Raw genomic sequence first — 15,186 nt, 5'->3', positions numbered from 1 at the left:
CCGCTGAACACTACGTGGGACCCGGAAAGCGCGGCCAACCCATTACGGGATGCCCACGAGGCATCCATCACGCACCGAACAGGCTCAGATACCCGTCCTTGCCGAACAGCCGTGCCGCATCGAGCGCGGACGGGGTCCCGGCGGCAGGGTCAGCCCCCGCCTCGACCAGGATTTCGACGATGTCGTCGGTGCCCTTGAACACTGCGCCGGCTAAGGGGGTCTGTCCCTTGTCGTTGGCACGGTTGACATCGGCGCCACGCGCTATCAGCGACCTCACCGTCGAGGCGTTCCCGTGGTAGGCGGCCAGCATGACGAGAGTGTCGCCCGCCTCATTCGTCAGATCCACCGGTGCACCGGAGTCCAGGTATGCGGCCAGGGTAGACGCGTTGCCCTCTCTGGCCATGTCGAACAGTTCGTGGGCGAGTGCCGCGACCTGCTCGGCAACGCGGGCCTGATGCTCGGCTTCCCCCGCCTGGTCGTCCGGGTTGTCACGGTCAGGTTCCATCGTTGTCACAGAGTTCAATCTAGCCGCGCGTGCGGACAGCATCACTGGGCTAACCCGCACCGCCACCTGTAACAATGACTGCAGTATGAGTGACGAAGCCGAACCCACGCCGAAGGTCGAGCGGGACGAGTCCTCCCTGGACGAATCCACCAATGACGAGGTGGGCACCGATACCTCCGCAGACTCCGCCGCTGAGTCCGCGGATGCTCCCGTGCCGCCCGCAGACGCCCAGGACACCCCGGAGCCCCCCGTCGCCTCAGACTCCGACACCGAATCGGCCGACGCCGCCGAATCTCCCCATGCCGAATCTCCCCATACGGAAGTCCTGGACTATCCCGACAGCGCGGGCGTCGACGCGCCCGCAACTGACGTGGACGACGCCCGGACATCGGGGAAGGCCCCCTGGTGGGAGGGCCTGAAAGAGGGATTGAAAGAGCGTTCCACGCATCGCGCGCTGCTGCTCGTCACTTTCGGTGGATTGTTCATCGCGGGTCTCACCCAGGCACTGCCGGACGGCTGGACCTCGGCGGACCGCTTGGTCAACAGAATCGACGCCAACCCGGTGCCGAGCACCGGCGCCCCGGGCAACAGCACCTTCAACTCGGCGAAGGGCGGTGACTGCCTCAGTTGGTCCGCGCCCTCGTCCATGGCCGATGTCCGCACCGTCGACTGTGCCAGCGACCATCGTTTCGAGGTCGCCGAGTCCATTGACCTGCGCACCTTCCCCGGCACGGAGTACGGGCCGGATTCGCAACCGCCCAGCATGGTGCGCATCCAGGAAATCAGCCAGGAGCAGTGCCAGGTTGCCATCAACCGCTACCTGGGTGATCGCTACGACCCGAACAGCCGATTCACCATGGGCATGCTGTACCCCGATAAGAAAGGCTGGTCCGAGGCGGGCGAACGACGAGTGCTGTGCGGGCTTCAGCTCCCCGGCTCCGACAACCAGCAACAGCTGTTCCGCGGCAAGGTCGCCGAGCAGGACCAGTCCAAGGTCTGGCCGGTGGGCACTTGTGTGGGTATCGACTCGACGACCAACCTGCCCACTGAGCTCCCCGTGGACTGCGACAGGGCTCATGCCATGGAGATCACCGGAACGGTGAGCCTGGCAGAGCAGTTCCCGGGTTCGGTGCCACCCGAACCCGATCAGGATGCGTTCATCAAGGACAACTGCAACCGTCTGACCAACGAATACATGGGCAATCCCGACGGATTCCGCGCCACCACGCTGACGCTGTCGTACAACACGATCACCTTGCCAAGCTGGACCGCCGGCAGCCGTCAGGTCAGCTGCAACATCGGGTCCACCCTGGGCAACGGCGCATGGTCGACCCTGGTGAACAGCGCCAAGAGCGGGCAACTACTGATCAACGGGGAGCCGCCGGTACCACCGCCGGACATTCCCGCCGACCGGCTGAACCTGCCGCCGATCCCGTTGTCCACCACCCCGGTGCCTACCCAGCAGCCGACGCAGCAACCTAGCTACACGCAGCAGCCGACATACACACAGCAACCGACCCGTACCCAGCAGCCAACGCAACAAACAACTCAGCAGCCGACGCGGACCTCTCAGCCGCCGACATCCTCGGCTGCACCAAATCCCAGCAATCCTCCTGGCAATACGATCGTCACGACGCTGCCGCCGGGCGCGGGTCCACCACCGCCGCCCGCGGGCCCGCCGATGGATGGCCCTCCCATGGAGGGGCCGCCGATGGAAGGACAGGTACCGGGACAGGCGCCCCCGGGAGCGCCGCCACCCGGGCCGGCCTAGCCGTGCCGATCTCCGACGTCGGCCCCTGATGGCGGTACAGATGAGCGAGCAACGGTTCGAGGAACTCGTATCCGATGCCCTCGACGCCGTGCCGCCGAAGCTCGCGGCCGCCATCGACAATGTGGTGGTGCTGGTCCAGGACCGGCATCCGGAGGACCCCGAGCTACTAGGGTTGTACGAGGGGATCGCACTGACCGAGCGCGACAGCTTTTACGCGGGCGCACTTCCGGACACCATCACCATCTATCGCGAGCCGTTGCTCGAGATGTGTTCCAGCGAACATCAGGTGGTCGACGAGGTGACGATCACGGTGATACACGAGATCGCGCACCATTTTGGTATCGACGATGAGCGATTACACCAGCTGGGCTGGGGCTAAAGAGGCGGCTGAGGTTTGCTAGAAAAAAATCCAAAAATCTTGGAGAATGATGGAACCGAATAGAGGGATCCGCCGTCCATCTCTAGTGAAAGGGCAAAACTGCCCTTAGGACGACGCGAGACAAGTGGGGGAAAGGGGACAGAAGATGGCTGACGTACCGGCGCCCGCCCAGCGTGAGGAGATCCGTTGGGACCTGGCTAACCAGCCGGGAACTGTTCTGCAGGTCGATCCGGATGTGATGAAGGATGCCGCTGTCGAGTACGACGCGATGGCGCAGCGACTGCAGGAAGCTCTCGACAAGCAGCTTGAGGCCACGAAGTTCGGCTCTGCGGGCCGCGACGAGGTGTCCACCGCGGTGGCCAACGCCTCCGCGAAGACCAACGAGAACTTCGAGAAAGTCGCCAAGGACGGCATCGAGCAGCTCAAGCGCATTGCCGAGGCGTTCCGACGCAACTCGCAGGCGTTCGTCGACCTCGAACGGCACAACGCCGCCCGTATCAATGGTGTGGGGGAATAGATCATGACCGGATTCACTGGCGTCAACTGGGTGGCCCGCAAGGCGAAGAAGCTGGCCCTGGACCTGACTACCGGCGCTGGTCCGACGCATGTCGTCGACAGCGCACTGGCCTGGCAAGAGATCAGCGCCGCGTTCGCCGAGGTGCACGAGAGCAGCCTGGGCGTGGGCGAGAAGCTCATGGAGGGATACCGCGGACCTCGTGCCGAGGAGGCGCTGTCCAAGCTGACCCCGTTTACCGAGTGGCTGGACAAGATGGCCGGACTGACGCAGGAGGTCAGCGACACCGCCAACACCTACGCCGAGTCGTACGGCACCGCGGTTCTTGACATGCCGCACATCAACGATCTGGCCCAGCTCGAGAAGGCCAAGGCCGAGGCTTTGTCGGCAGGTGGAGCACTGTTCGGACTCCACGCCACCACCGAGGGCATGGAGCAGGGTCTCGACCTGCAGGCCGCCAAGGCCATGGAAACCTACGAGTCGGCAAGCGAGCCCGCGGCGAAGGTCGTGGAGTTCCCGCCGGCTCCGGAGATCATCAAGTACCCCGAAGAAAAGTCCGAAGCCAACAGCGGCAACACCGGTGTCAGCGCTGCGGGCGTCGGCCTGTCCGAGATGGGCCCGAGCCCGCTGAGCCCCGACTCGGTGCCCGGCGTGCAGAGTGCCCGCGCGGGGGCCATCTCGATGACCGCCAACGCGGCCTCCGCCGGCGGCTCCGGTATGGGCATGGGCGGAATGGGTGCGCCGATGGCCGGCATGATGGCCGGCGGCGCGCTGGCCGCGAGCGCGGGCAAGGGCATCAAGGTCGGAAACGTCGGCAGCAAGAAGGACGAGGACGACGACGAGAAGCTCACGGCCATCGGCGCCACCGGCGTCTTCATGGGCGACGAGAGCAAGCCCGTCGAACTGCCGGATATTCTGACCAACAAGTCGGGTAGCGACAAGGTTGCCGACTTCGAAAACGTCGACGCCTCAACGCTGTTCGAACGCGGTGGCTCCAAGGGAGCAGTGGCGCCGCCGGTCCTCGGTGCGAGCGCAGAGCTGTGACCGTCCGCCTGGATTTCGACGAACTGGAGCTGACCCGCGAGATCACCGGCAATGACCTTTTGCCGGTTGTGCTGGCCGCAGGTCCGCGCCACGAAGACGAAGTGGAGCATCGAGACGCCCTGGAAAGCGCCCGCACCAGGCTTAAAGAGCGCAACCTGCTGAAGGGCGAGGACCTTCATCCGACGCTGCGCGACATGCTGACCTCGGCCAGCAAGGCCACCGGTCAGGTGGCAGTACGCCGCTGGGCGGGATCGCAGATGCTGCGCCTGTGTCTGGTCGAGCACGGCGAGGCGTATGTACTACTGGTCAACGATGGCGAGGGCGTGGCCATGCGATCGGTGTCCGGATCATTGGGCGCCGAACTGTGGCGTTACCTGGGCGATGCCGCTCCGCTGAAGTTCGGGTCGATTAATGCGCCCGCCGAGCCACTCGCCCTGGCCCTCAACGCCGAGCCGGCCGATATGGCCCGGCACCTCGTGGCGCTCGGTGCCACCAAGGCCGACGCGGTAACCGTGGCGAAGGCTATGGCTCGCCGCGGCGCGACAACGGAGATCACCGCGATTCGCCGAGTCGACGGCATCACCGACCGTGCACCAGGCGGAGTTGCGGTGTACGACACCGCATTCGGTCGAATCATGGCCACCCCCAGCACGTCTGCCGACGGTGCACTATGGGCCACGCTCACTCCGGCGACACCGCAGCGGATGACGCACGCGCTCAAGAGCCTCGGCCTGGAATAGCAGCAGTTCTACTCACACCATCTTGGTGATGCCGTAGTAGGCGATGATGTCTTCGGTTCCCGAGGTGGTGCTGGTGAGGATCGCATACGAGCGCAGGAACGACTGCCCGATACATCCGTCAATCTTGATGTGAACGTCCTTGAGCGTGACTCGAGATTGCATGCCTTTGAACTTCTTTTTGGTCACAGAGACATTGATGACTTCGCCGGGCTTGGGCCTTACTTCGATGTTTCCTACAAGGGGCATGCCGATGGTGCCGATGCCAGACTGGCCAAGTGACGAGGAGAGTCCGACGCTTCCGGTCAGTCGGACAGCACTCAGCGTGATACCGCAGCCGATCTGATAGCCCGCCTCGACCGTGCCGCCCTTCAGCTTGGTGCTGCCACGGCCCTTGACGCTGGCGATGAATGTGCCCCCCGCGAGGTACTCGCGGGATGACACCGCGGTAGTCAGCGGCGGAATAGGCAGCTGGGTCTCTTCTTCCGCCGCCATTGCCAACACCCAGCCGTCAGGTGTTGTGACGGTGGCCGGCTCTTCGGAAGCGACGACGCCGTTGTCCAGCGGTGGATCCTCGGACGCCGCGGGCAATGGATGTGGGGAGGGAACGGGTTCAGCCGACGCCACCGGTATCACGCCCGTGAGTATGCATGCGGCAGTCACGGCGGCAAGAGTCCTATACATCGTCATCGACGCCTCTCAGAAATGGATGTGGTTGAGCGAATTGATGTTTGGCTGATCTGGCGGTCAGACGGCCTTCGTGACGCCCATGTAGGTGACTATGTCCTGGGTATCGTCGGTCGAGCTGGTGAATATCGCATAGGAGCGAATAAAGGATTGGCCCACGCAACTGTCGATCTTGATGCGGAATGCCGTGATCGTGACGCGGGCGGAGTCTCCTTCAAAGGCCATCTTCGTCACGGGGACGATGGTCGCGGTCCCCGGCTTGAGGGTAGGGCGGATCTGGGCGAAGACGTTGCCGGCGACGCTGGGCACCCCAACGGGACTGAGCTGCGGTGTGACGCCGCCGCCAAATCTCAAATCGACCTCGGCAGCGCTTATGCCACAACCAATTTGATATCCGGCCTCCAGGATCCCCTCAGTCAGTTTGGTGCTGCCTGCCCCTTGGATGGTTCCGATGAAGGTGCCACTGACCAGGTACTCACGCGAAGACAGGGCGGTCGTCAATGGTGCGACGGGCAATTGGATCTCGTCCTTGGCCGCGACCGCCAGAATCCAGCCCTCCCGCGTGCGTAAGGTGCCCGGCTCCGCCGAAGCGACCGCACCGTTGTCGGCGGGCGGGACAGGCGGCGAATCAGCAGCGGCCCGATCCGGCAGCGGCTCACCTCCCAGCGGATCCGCCAGGGCCGCGGGCGCGGCCGCACCAAGCGCGCATGCGGTGGTCAGGGCGGCAAGACTCTTCAGCATGGTGCGGCGGTGCCTCTCGGTTGTCCATCACGGTCCATCCCGGGAAGCGTCCAGCTCATACCCGGTACCCCGTCGGGGTATGCCTGAAATGTTTAAGAGGGCGGCATTTACAACAAGTAAACGGCTGGGGAACACCGTTTGGCCGTTGAGCATCCGTTCCATGCGCGCACGCGATGACGTCTTCAGTCCGACGACTGGACGCCAAGATTGGCATAATGGCAATATATGAAGTTAACCGATCCGAGCGGTTGACCAGCCTGTTCGGTGCGAGACTCGAGGAGGTGGCGGTGTCCGGCCAGCGACAGCGAATCAGCCGCGCCGAGTCTCAGCAACGCACGCGCGAGGAACTCCTCGATGCGGCCGAGGAATTGTTTCTCGCCAACGGACTGGGCGGGACAACGGTCACGAAGATCGCCGATGCCGCCGGCCGGACCGTCGGAGCGATCTACTCGAACTTCTCCAGCAAGGAGAACCTCTGCGCGGAGGTGCTGCTGCGCTGCTATATGCGGACCTTCTCGGAGGTGGCCGGAAAGCTCATCCAGTCGGCCTCCTCCATCGATGACCAGATCACTCAACTCGCGCACTGGTCCGCAGCATTAAGTGGAGATGAGGGCCTGGTAGCACTGGCAGCCGAGTATGCGCTGGCCATTCACAAGGATCAGGCGCAGTTGGCGGTCTCGCAGGGCCACATCGCGATGGGTCGCAATCTTCTCGGCGCGGTCCTCGCCAACGCCCTTCCCGACACGACCTCCGACGACGATCGTGACGCCGCACTCACCGCGGTCCTCGCAACCGCCACGGGATTGGCGTTGGGCCGCACACTGGGGACCATCGATAACCAGCAGTACGTCGACCTGTTGACCCGTACATTGCGACTTTGGATCGCCGACCTGCGGCAATCCGCGAACGCCTCGAGCTAATTCGAGCCTCCTGCTCGCTTACCGGCACGTAATCAGTCCCCCGACACGGGCAGTTTTTGAGCTCTCTTCACGTTCACCATTGCGCCTTCATTCAGATAACCATATTATCTGAATGAAATTCTCGACGAAGAGAGGTCCGCGCATGGTTGAAGCATCGTTCCGATTCACCGCGTCCTGGGGATGTGCGTTATGCCGGTAGCCGTCGTCACCGGGGCGGGCAGCGGCATCGGACGCGCGGTCGCCGAGCGATTCGGCCGTAAGGGTTGGACGGTCGTGGTTTCCGATATCAACGAGACGACGGGAGCCGAGACGGTTGCTCGCATCTCGCAAGACGGCGGCAGCGCCGTCTTCCGGCGCCTGGACGTCTCCGATCTAGAAGATTGGGAACAATTCACCGACTGGGTATGCGAGCATCACGGTCTCCCCGACCTGCTGGTGAACAACGCGGGAATCCTCATCACCGGCGGATTTCTGGAGCAGACCGGCGCGGACTGGCGGCGAATGATCTCGATCAACATGATGAGCCCGCTCGTCGGGTCGCGCCTGTTCGTGCACCGCATGGTCGATGCGGGCGCGAGGGGCCATATTGCCAACATTTGCTCTGTCGGGGCGTTCCTGCCGACACCCTTGGCACCGTCGTATGTTGTTGCGAAACAAGGAGCTTGGTTCGGCACACAGGCGCTGCGCGCCGAGTTCGGCCGCCGTGGTATCGGTGTCAGCGCAATCTGCCCGGGCCTTATCGACACAAACCTGTCCGCGAACGGCACACGCAGCGGCGTCGACAGTCCGGCGGGCACAACGTGGACCGACAAGCTGAGCCGCGGACAACACTTCCTCGGCCGATCCCCCGACCACGTCGCCGCGGCCGTTGAACGGTCCATGCGGTGGAATCTGTCCACCGTGCCGGTCGGTCTGGAGGCGTGGTTCGGCTGGTACCTCTACCGGCTGTCTCCTGGCCTAATGCGCGGGTTACTGGGGCTGGCCCGGATGTCACTGGCCGACCATGTCGTGGATCTGGGCGCGCGTGCGCTGACCACCCTGGGTATCGGAGGAAATCGATGAAGACCGTGATCGTGACCGGCGCCGGCTCCGGCATTGGACGAGAAACCGCGCGACTCTTCGCTTCTCAGGGAAGCCGCGTGATCCTGGCGGATATTGACATCCGCACAGCTGAGGCGGCCGCGACTCAGCTCGTCACGGCCGGCGGCACGGCGATCGCCTATCAACTGGATGTCGCGGACGAGCAGCAGTGGGAGACCTTCGGCACGTGGGTTGACTCCGAGTTCGGCGCACCCGACCTGCTTGTCAACAACGCCGGAGTGATGGACTGGGGCGGCTTCGTCGACATGACCGCGCAGCACTGGCAGCGCACCATGGACATCGACTTGATGAGCGTCATCTACGGGTCACGGATCTTTGCCCAACAGATGATCGACGCAGGGGTTCGTGGTCATATCGTCAACATCGCCTCCGGCGCAGCATTCCTGCCGCACAAGATGATTCCTGCCTACGGCACCGCCAAGGCCGCCGTGCTGATGGCCTCGCAAGCGTTACGGGTCGAGCTACGCCGACACGACATCGGCGTTACCGCAATATGTCCCGGTGTCATCAATACCAATCTGATCGCCAATGGTCACCGCGCCGGTATCAGCGATGACGATCAAACACAGTGGTACGCGCGGGCCGGCAAGATCCAATCGATCAGCTACGCGGGCCCGGAAAAGGTGGCACGCGCCATCGAACGATCGGTACGGCACAACTGGGCCGTCGTTCCTGTCAATCCCGAATCATGGTTCATTTACGGCCTTTATCGGTTGTCGCCGAGCCTCAGCCGGGTCCTCACGGGCATCGGATCATTCGAACTGGCCGACAGCCTGATGTCCCGGCTACAGCCCATCCTGAATCGAGTCGGTCAATGAGTGCACCCCAACCGGAATTCGACGTCGCCGTCATTGGCGCGGGGCCCGGCGCCATCGTGGCCGGGGTCAAGCTGCTACAGGCCCAAATCGACAACATCGTGCTGTTAGAACGTGCAGACGATGTCGAAGGCAGCTGGCATGAAAACCACTACCCGGGCCTGCTCGCATGACCCGTCCGATACCCATCGCCATATCCGGCGGCACCGTCAAGATCGAGATGGTAGGGAGCGGCTCAGCGCTACAAAGGTTTTCCCACATGGTGGCGCGTCTTCTGCTACGCGCTCCGCTGGAGGGTCTTGCGAAACTCGCCGCGCGTTTCCCCGCCTTGAGGGCACCTGGATTCCGGGCCGCAAACTTCATAGAGGTGGCGGCCTACCCGTTGCGCCCTAGCCGCGGTACCCGCCGACGCATCGTGACGTTTCCCCAATTCCGCGCGGAATGGTTGTGGCATAAGGACCTTCCCGACCCACAGAACGCTAAGGACGGCGCGGTCCTCTACTTCCACGGCGGCGCCTTCATTCTCGGCGGCCTACACAGTCACCGGCGCATGACGGCACGCCTCGCGCGCACCGCGGGAACGCGACTACTCGCAGTCGACTATCGCCAGCTCCCACTGGCACACATCACCGAGTCCGTCGCCGATGCGATGACCGCCTATCGATATCTACTCGACCAGGGATACACCGCCGACAGAATTGTGTTCGCCGGTGATTCGGCGGGTGGCGGACTGGCCTTCAGCGCCGCTCTCGCCGCTCGCGATCTCGGGCTGCCTCTGCCCGGTGGCATCGCTGCCATCTCCCCATGGGCGGACCTCGATTGTTCGGCCAAGAAGGCTCATCCGAACGAAGCCCGCGACGCCATGCTGTCCGGCCTGATTCTCTCGGTTCCAGGCGAACTGGGCATGGCCCCCGATGGCGAGTTGGACCCGGCCTGGTCATCGGTGAACCACAATTTCAGCGGTTTACCAACAGTTTTCATTCAGGTTGGATCACTCGAAGTACTGCTGGTCGATGTCGAGCAATTGGCCCACCGCTGTGCCGAGGCGAACGTGCCGTGCACAGTCCAGATCTGGGATCACGCGGTGCACGACTTCCAGATTGCCGCCGACATCTTGCCTGACGCCCGCACCGCCATTGACGACATGGCGCACTTCATCCACCAGGTCACCAATCCGAGCAACTCCAAGGCAGGTCCATCGTGAGCACGCCCGCCCCCCAGCATGAGGTTCTAGTCGTCGGCGCCGGATTCGGCGGTATCGCCGCGGGGGGTCAGGTTACGCAAGGCGGGTATCGACGATTTCGCGTCGATAAGCATCCATCCGTGGGTGGAACGTGGTTCATCAACAAATACCCCGGTGTGGCGGTTGATATTCCGTCATTCATCTACAGCTATTCCTTTGCCCAGACAGGGAACTGGAGCCGTCTCTTCGATGGACAAGGCCTGCGCGACAAGCTGAGGCTGAGCACCACGGTGCTCGGCGGAAGATTCGACGAGGGGGGCACCGATATCCGCCACGTGGAGACCGATAAGGCATCGACACCTTCGGCGGGAAACTCCAACACACCACTGCGTGAGACCACGACTACGACCTGACCGGCAAGCGGGTGGCCGTCATCGAAACCGGCGCCACGGCGCTGCAGTTGGTTCCGGCGATCGCCGACCAGGTTTGATCACCTCACGGTGAACCAAGACCCCGCCTGCTCACCGCGGAATATACGGACCGCAGCCCGGTTGTATTCGCGTAGACGGCCGGGAAATCGGCCCCACCGACGGGAGCGGGTCCATGAGCAACAACGTTGCGGGCGCGAGGGCTAAAGAGATCACACCCCGCAACCGGGAACCACGCCCGACAAGGACGGCGTGCGCGTGCTCTATCGCCGGTTACACGCGGCATTTCCCGACTTCCGCCCCGAGATTCATTGGCAGACAGTCGATGGTGATGTGGTAACTACTTTCAAGACCTACCACGGAACTCACCGGGGCGCGTTCCTCGGCATCGAGCCGACCGGTCGCATCATCAAATTCGAAACCGTCGATGCGATGCGCGTGCGGGACGGACAGATCGTCGAGCACTGGGGTGTAGCCAACCTGTACTCGTTGGTGCACCAACTCGGCGGCCATATCCAGCCGTAAACACGCGGACGCATGGCGAGATTCGACTCGCTAGCATCCGAGGGAGAACGTCAACCACCCCCGGACATCACACCTAGTCGCCGACGCGGCCCATCCGATTCGGAGCACAGTCATGGCACGTACCGTCTCTCAGCTCATTCTCGACACTGTGAAAGCCGCTGGTGTTCAACGTATCTACGGTCTGCCCGGCGACTCGCTGAATGGGTTCACGGAGGCGTTGCGCCGCGACGGCACGGTGGAATGGGTTCACGTGCGCCACGAGGAGTCGGCGGCATTCGCCGCCGGGGCAGAAGCGGCGCTGACCGGCACGCTTGCGGTCTGCGCGGCCAGTTGCGGCCCCGGGAACCTTCATCTCATCAACGGCCTCTTCGATGCTCATCGCAGCCGGGTACCAGTGTTGGCCATCGCCTCGCACATCCCGAGCGCCGAGATCGGTAGCGGCTACTTCCAAGAGACCCACCCACAGAACCTGTTCGCCGAATGCAGCGTGTAGAGCGAGCTGGTGAGCAGTGTCGAGCAGCTGCCGTATGTCCTGGACACCGCAATCCGCGCCGCACTCGACCAACGGGGTGTGGCTGTTCTGACGATCCCCGGCGACATCCTGAGCGCCAAGACGGACGTGGCACCTCCATCGGCGTCCACCGTGGCCGGCATCGGGACCCGGCTGCCCGACACAGGATCCCTGGAACAGGCCGTGCGGGTGCTCAACGGATCAAGCGCCATCACCATCCTGGCCGGAGCCGGCTGCGAGGGAGCCCACGATGAGCTGCTGGCCACCGCACGCATCCTGCAGGCACCCATCGTGCACACCTTGCGCAGCAAGGAATTCGTCGAACACGACAATCCCTTCGACGTTGGCATGACGGGCCTACTCGGATTTCGCTCCGGGTACGACGCGCTCGAGGACGCCGACGTACTGCTGATGCTCGGGACGGATTTTCCGTACCGGCAGTTCTATCCGCCCAAGGCCATCGTCATCCAGGTCGACATCCGCGGTGAACACATCGGTCGCCGTGTCCGGGTCGATCTCCCCCTCATTGGTTCAGTGAAAGACACCCTTCGACAATTCAACTCATCACTTCTGCCGCACGCCGATAGCAAACACCTGGATCGCGCACGGGAAAACTACACGCGCACGCGTGCCCAACTCGACCGGTTAGCCGTGGATGACCGCAATCAGACGCCCGTGCGGCCGGAGCTCGTCGCGCGAAGAATCAGCGAGTTGGCCGCCGACGATGCGGTTTTCATCGCCGACGTCGGCACGCCTGTCATCTGGGCGGCGCGGTACCTATCGATGAACGGGCGCCGCCGACTGCTCGGCTCGTTCAATCACGGCAGCATGGCCAACGCCGTGCCCCAGGCGATCGGTGCGCAGGCATCCCATCCCGACCGTCAGGTTGTCACCCTTTCGGGCGACGGTGGACTAGCGATGATGCTGGGCGATCTCATCACGTTGACCCAGTCGCATCTGCCCATCAAGATGGTCGTGTTCAATAACGGTGCACTCAGCTTCGTGGAATTAGAGATGAAGGCCGCCGGCATCGTGAATTACGGTACAAGCCTGGATAATCCGGTGTTCGCGGACGTTGCTCGCGCACTCGGAATCCACGGCATCCGAGTCGATCGCCCCGACCAGCTGGATACGGCCCTCACCGAAGCCTTTAGCCATCCGGGCCCCGCACTCGTGGAGGTGCTCACCGCCCGTCAGGAGCTGTCGATTCCCCCGACGATCACCGCCGCACAAGTAGCCGGGTTCTCGTTGTGGGCAACCCGAACCCTGCTCTCCGGACGTGGCGACGAGCTCATCGACCTAGCCAAGACGAATCTCGGCGCGCATCTACATCGGAGGTGAAGGAAGACCAGGCCGCAGCGTTCGGGCCGGAAACCCACTGACTGAGCCCGCGCGGTTACGAGACCTTGTCAGTGTTCGGTGCTACAACACGGGTATGAAGAAATCACCGGAGTGGCGACACGCCATCAGCTGCGGTGTGGCCTGCCGTGATTGCATCCGAGATATCGACCACTGTCACGGCACACTGATTGTGCATTCCTCTCGACATGCCGAATGTACAGACCGCGACTGTGACGGACAGTACCTACTGCGGCACAGCCTCGTCATTGATTGCGTTGCCGCACAATGTGATTGCCGTGATTGCGAAGGCGAGATCCAGCTGGCGGTCTAGCCCATCGGGTCGGCCGACTGCGCCAGTTCCTCGGCGCTGGCGGCCTCCTGATGCGGGAAGGGCGCGGCCGCATCGCCCCAGTGCACACAGCTCCACCGTCCGTCGGTAATCGGCGCCAGCACAACGGCTTCCGCATTGCGCAGGTGATGGTTCACCGCGAAGCCCGGATCCACGCCGGCGAGCGTCGCGGCCACCAGGCGGATCGCCGCCCCATGGCTCACAATCACCACATCGCCGGTCGACGCGTCGTTCTCCAAGTGTCGCAACCGCAGCTCGGCAACCACCGGCAAGTATCTGTCGAATACGTCCTGGGCGGATTCACCACCGGGCAACCGGGTCTCGAAATCACCGAAATGCCACCGCTCATAGGTGCGGTCAAAAATCTCGAACGACTCCAGGCCGGTGTGGTCCTCCAACTCCCCAGCCTGCACCTCGTGCAAGCCGTCGAGCTGAAGCGCCGCCACACCGAGATGTCCCGCGATCTCGGCAGCGGTCTGCACGGCGCGCAGCGCCACCGAATGCACCAGTACCGCAGGCGCATGCTCCTCGTATTGCTTTGCGAACAAGCGCGCCTGTTGCAGTCCGAGTTCGGTCAGCGCCGCGCCCGGTGGTTTCGTGTCCAGTCTGCGCTCGACGTTTCCATACGACTGCCCATGGCGGACCAGGACAAGGCGCCCACTCATCGCAGCTTTCCTTCCCGCGTCTCGGCGAGCCATCCGGACGCCTCGTCCAACACCGGCGGGTTAGCGCCGGCGAGTGCCGTGATTCCTCTCGGCCACGATCCCAAATACCGCACATCCGCACAACGACGATGCAGTCCCTTGAGTGCCTCGCCCACGGCAACGTCATCGATGTGGCCAGCGCAGTCCAAGAAGAACCGGTAAGTACCCAGGCCGGTGCGGGTGGGCCGGGATTCGATGCGGGTGAGGTCGATATCCCGGATTGCGAACTCGTTCATAGCGGTCGCGAGCGCACCGGGTACGTTCCCCAGCCCGAGCACCACCGAGGTGCGATCCGAACCGGTGGCCGCGGGCGGCGGCCCAGGGGGCCCCACCAGGACGAAACGCGTGTGCGCATGGGCTTCATCGACGACACCGCTTGCCAGGGCATCCAGCCCCAGTCGCTCCGCGGCCCATTCAGTACATACGCCCGCGTCTGCCCGCAGTGCCTTGACATCCTCGGCCGCTGCCGCATTTGAGTTGGCGGCGATCAGCTCGGCGTTCGGCAGGTGGGCTGCCAGCCACTCCCGCACCTGCGCGGCGGCGATCGGGAAACCGGCGACGGTCTTCACATCCTCCGCGGACGTGCCCGGCCGCACCGCGATGGTGAAGGACACCGGCAATACCGTCTCGGCGAAGATCTGCAGCGGAGTGCCCACCGCCAGGGTATCCAGGGTCGGCACCACCGGGCCCTCAAGCGAGCTTTCAATCGGAACGCAGGCGTAGTCTGCGTCCCCCTTCTGCACCTGCACCAACGCCTCGCGCGCACTGGCAACCGAGACCGGCTCCACCTGTGGCGAGCCGGGAATCCGTCCCGTGGTCCGCAGTGTGGTCAGCGCGGCCTCGGAGAACGTGCCTTCCGGCCCCAGATACGTGATGCGCTGCACACTTCAAACCTTAGGCGTTCCCACCGCGGGCGAACCCCCGACACAGG

General features: G+C 63.7%; 16 protein-coding genes and 3 pseudogenes. 14 read left to right on the top strand and 5 right to left on the bottom strand.

Translation table 11 applies throughout. The features are described from left to right. Positions 1–67 precede the first annotated feature (67 nt). Complete coding sequence (locus AC5Y5C_RS04850; protein ID WP_499970586.1) at positions 68–505, bottom strand: ankyrin repeat domain-containing protein; 438 nt, start codon at positions 503–505, stop codon at positions 68–70. 85 nt (positions 506–590) lie between these two features. Here AC5Y5C_RS04850 and AC5Y5C_RS04845 point away from each other — a divergent pair, with 85 nt between their 5' ends. From AC5Y5C_RS04845 to AC5Y5C_RS04825, 5 genes are all read left to right on the top strand, one after another. Further along, positions 591–2,276, top strand: coding sequence for a septum formation family protein (locus AC5Y5C_RS04845; RefSeq protein ID WP_499969569.1), 1,686 nt, complete (start codon positions 591–593; stop codon positions 2,274–2,276). A gap of 28 nt (positions 2,277–2,304) precedes the next feature. Then, positions 2,305–2,655, top strand: a complete 351-nt coding sequence (locus tag AC5Y5C_RS04840; protein ID WP_499969566.1) for a metallopeptidase family protein — start codon at positions 2,305–2,307, stop codon at positions 2,653–2,655. 145 nt (positions 2,656–2,800) lie between these two features. Continuing rightward, entirely contained in the window at positions 2,801–3,172 is a 372-nt protein-coding gene (locus tag AC5Y5C_RS04835; RefSeq protein WP_030096139.1) for a PE family protein, read from the top strand. 3 nt (positions 3,173–3,175) lie between these two features. Continuing rightward, the gene (locus AC5Y5C_RS04830; RefSeq protein WP_499969564.1) at positions 3,176–4,213 is read left to right on the top strand and encodes a PPE domain-containing protein; all 1,038 of its coding nucleotides are present in this window, start codon (positions 3,176–3,178) and stop codon (positions 4,211–4,213) included. Beyond that, positions 4,210–4,953, top strand: coding sequence for an ESX secretion-associated protein EspG (locus tag AC5Y5C_RS04825; RefSeq protein ID WP_499969562.1), 744 nt, complete (start codon positions 4,210–4,212; stop codon positions 4,951–4,953). The genes AC5Y5C_RS04830 and AC5Y5C_RS04825 overlap by 4 nt, the downstream gene beginning before the upstream one ends. Before the next feature lie 12 nt (positions 4,954–4,965). On the opposite strand, the gene AC5Y5C_RS04820 is transcribed toward AC5Y5C_RS04825, so the two are convergent. Both AC5Y5C_RS04820 and AC5Y5C_RS04815 read right to left on the bottom strand, forming a co-directional pair. Continuing rightward, entirely contained in the window at positions 4,966–5,634 is a 669-nt protein-coding gene (locus AC5Y5C_RS04820; RefSeq protein ID WP_499970584.1) for an MspA family porin, read from the bottom strand. A 63-nt stretch (positions 5,635–5,697) separates the two neighbouring features. Further along, entirely contained in the window at positions 5,698–6,378 is a 681-nt protein-coding gene (locus AC5Y5C_RS04815) for an MspA family porin (RefSeq protein ID WP_499969561.1), read from the bottom strand. Positions 6,379–6,665: 287 nt separating this feature from the next. On the opposite strand from AC5Y5C_RS04815, the gene AC5Y5C_RS04810 reads away from it, so the two are divergent. The 9 genes and pseudogenes from AC5Y5C_RS04810 to AC5Y5C_RS04770 all read left to right on the top strand — a co-directional run bounded on the left by AC5Y5C_RS04810 (position 6,666) and on the right by AC5Y5C_RS04770 (position 13,533). Then, positions 6,666–7,298, top strand: a complete 633-nt coding sequence (locus tag AC5Y5C_RS04810; protein WP_499970582.1) for a TetR/AcrR family transcriptional regulator — start codon at positions 6,666–6,668, stop codon at positions 7,296–7,298. Between the two features lie 189 nt (positions 7,299–7,487). Beyond that, positions 7,488–8,360, top strand: a complete 873-nt coding sequence (locus AC5Y5C_RS04805; RefSeq protein ID WP_499969559.1) for an SDR family NAD(P)-dependent oxidoreductase — start codon at positions 7,488–7,490, stop codon at positions 8,358–8,360. Further along, complete coding sequence (locus tag AC5Y5C_RS04800) at positions 8,357–9,217, top strand: SDR family NAD(P)-dependent oxidoreductase (protein ID WP_499969557.1); 861 nt, start codon at positions 8,357–8,359, stop codon at positions 9,215–9,217. The genes AC5Y5C_RS04805 and AC5Y5C_RS04800 overlap by 4 nt, the downstream gene beginning before the upstream one ends. Next, positions 9,214–9,378 (top strand): annotated as a pseudogene (locus AC5Y5C_RS04795) (NAD(P)/FAD-dependent oxidoreductase); the annotation flags it as partial. The gene AC5Y5C_RS04800 and the pseudogene AC5Y5C_RS04795, both read left to right, overlap by 4 nt. 5 nt (positions 9,379–9,383) lie before the next feature. Then, positions 9,384–10,418 carry an alpha/beta hydrolase gene (locus AC5Y5C_RS04790; protein WP_499969555.1) on the top strand — a complete coding sequence of 345 codons (1,035 nt, stop codon included), beginning with the start codon at positions 9,384–9,386 and terminating at the stop codon, positions 10,416–10,418. After that, entirely contained in the window at positions 10,415–10,810 is a 396-nt protein-coding gene (locus AC5Y5C_RS04785; RefSeq protein ID WP_499969552.1) for an NAD(P)-binding protein, read from the top strand. Before AC5Y5C_RS04790 ends, AC5Y5C_RS04785 begins: the two co-directional genes overlap by 4 nt. Before the next feature lie 237 nt (positions 10,811–11,047). Further along, positions 11,048–11,350, top strand: a pseudogene (locus AC5Y5C_RS04780) (ester cyclase); the annotation flags it as partial. A 112-nt stretch (positions 11,351–11,462) separates the two neighbouring features. After that, positions 11,463–13,202: pseudogene (poxB, locus tag AC5Y5C_RS04775) on the top strand (ubiquinone-dependent pyruvate dehydrogenase). A 94-nt stretch (positions 13,203–13,296) separates the two neighbouring features. Beyond that, positions 13,297–13,533, top strand: a complete 237-nt coding sequence (locus AC5Y5C_RS04770) for a hypothetical protein (protein WP_499969550.1) — start codon at positions 13,297–13,299, stop codon at positions 13,531–13,533. On the opposite strand, the gene AC5Y5C_RS04765 is transcribed toward AC5Y5C_RS04770, so the two are convergent. Both AC5Y5C_RS04765 and pheA read right to left on the bottom strand, forming a co-directional pair. Next, positions 13,530–14,216, bottom strand: coding sequence for a histidine phosphatase family protein (locus tag AC5Y5C_RS04765; protein ID WP_499969548.1), 687 nt, complete (start codon positions 14,214–14,216; stop codon positions 13,530–13,532). The two genes, AC5Y5C_RS04770 and AC5Y5C_RS04765, sit on opposite strands and share 4 nt — an antisense overlap. After that, positions 14,213–15,139 carry a prephenate dehydratase gene (gene pheA / locus AC5Y5C_RS04760; protein WP_499969544.1) on the bottom strand — a complete coding sequence of 309 codons (927 nt, stop codon included), beginning with the start codon at positions 15,137–15,139 and terminating at the stop codon, positions 14,213–14,215. Before pheA ends, AC5Y5C_RS04765 begins: the two co-directional genes overlap by 4 nt. Positions 15,140–15,186: the final 47 nt, after the last annotated feature.

It is taken from the genome of Mycobacterium sp. NGS15, from assembly GCF_059813245.1.
Note: the sequence above shows the minus strand (reverse complement) of the source record. Positions and strands in the feature narration are given on the sequence as shown.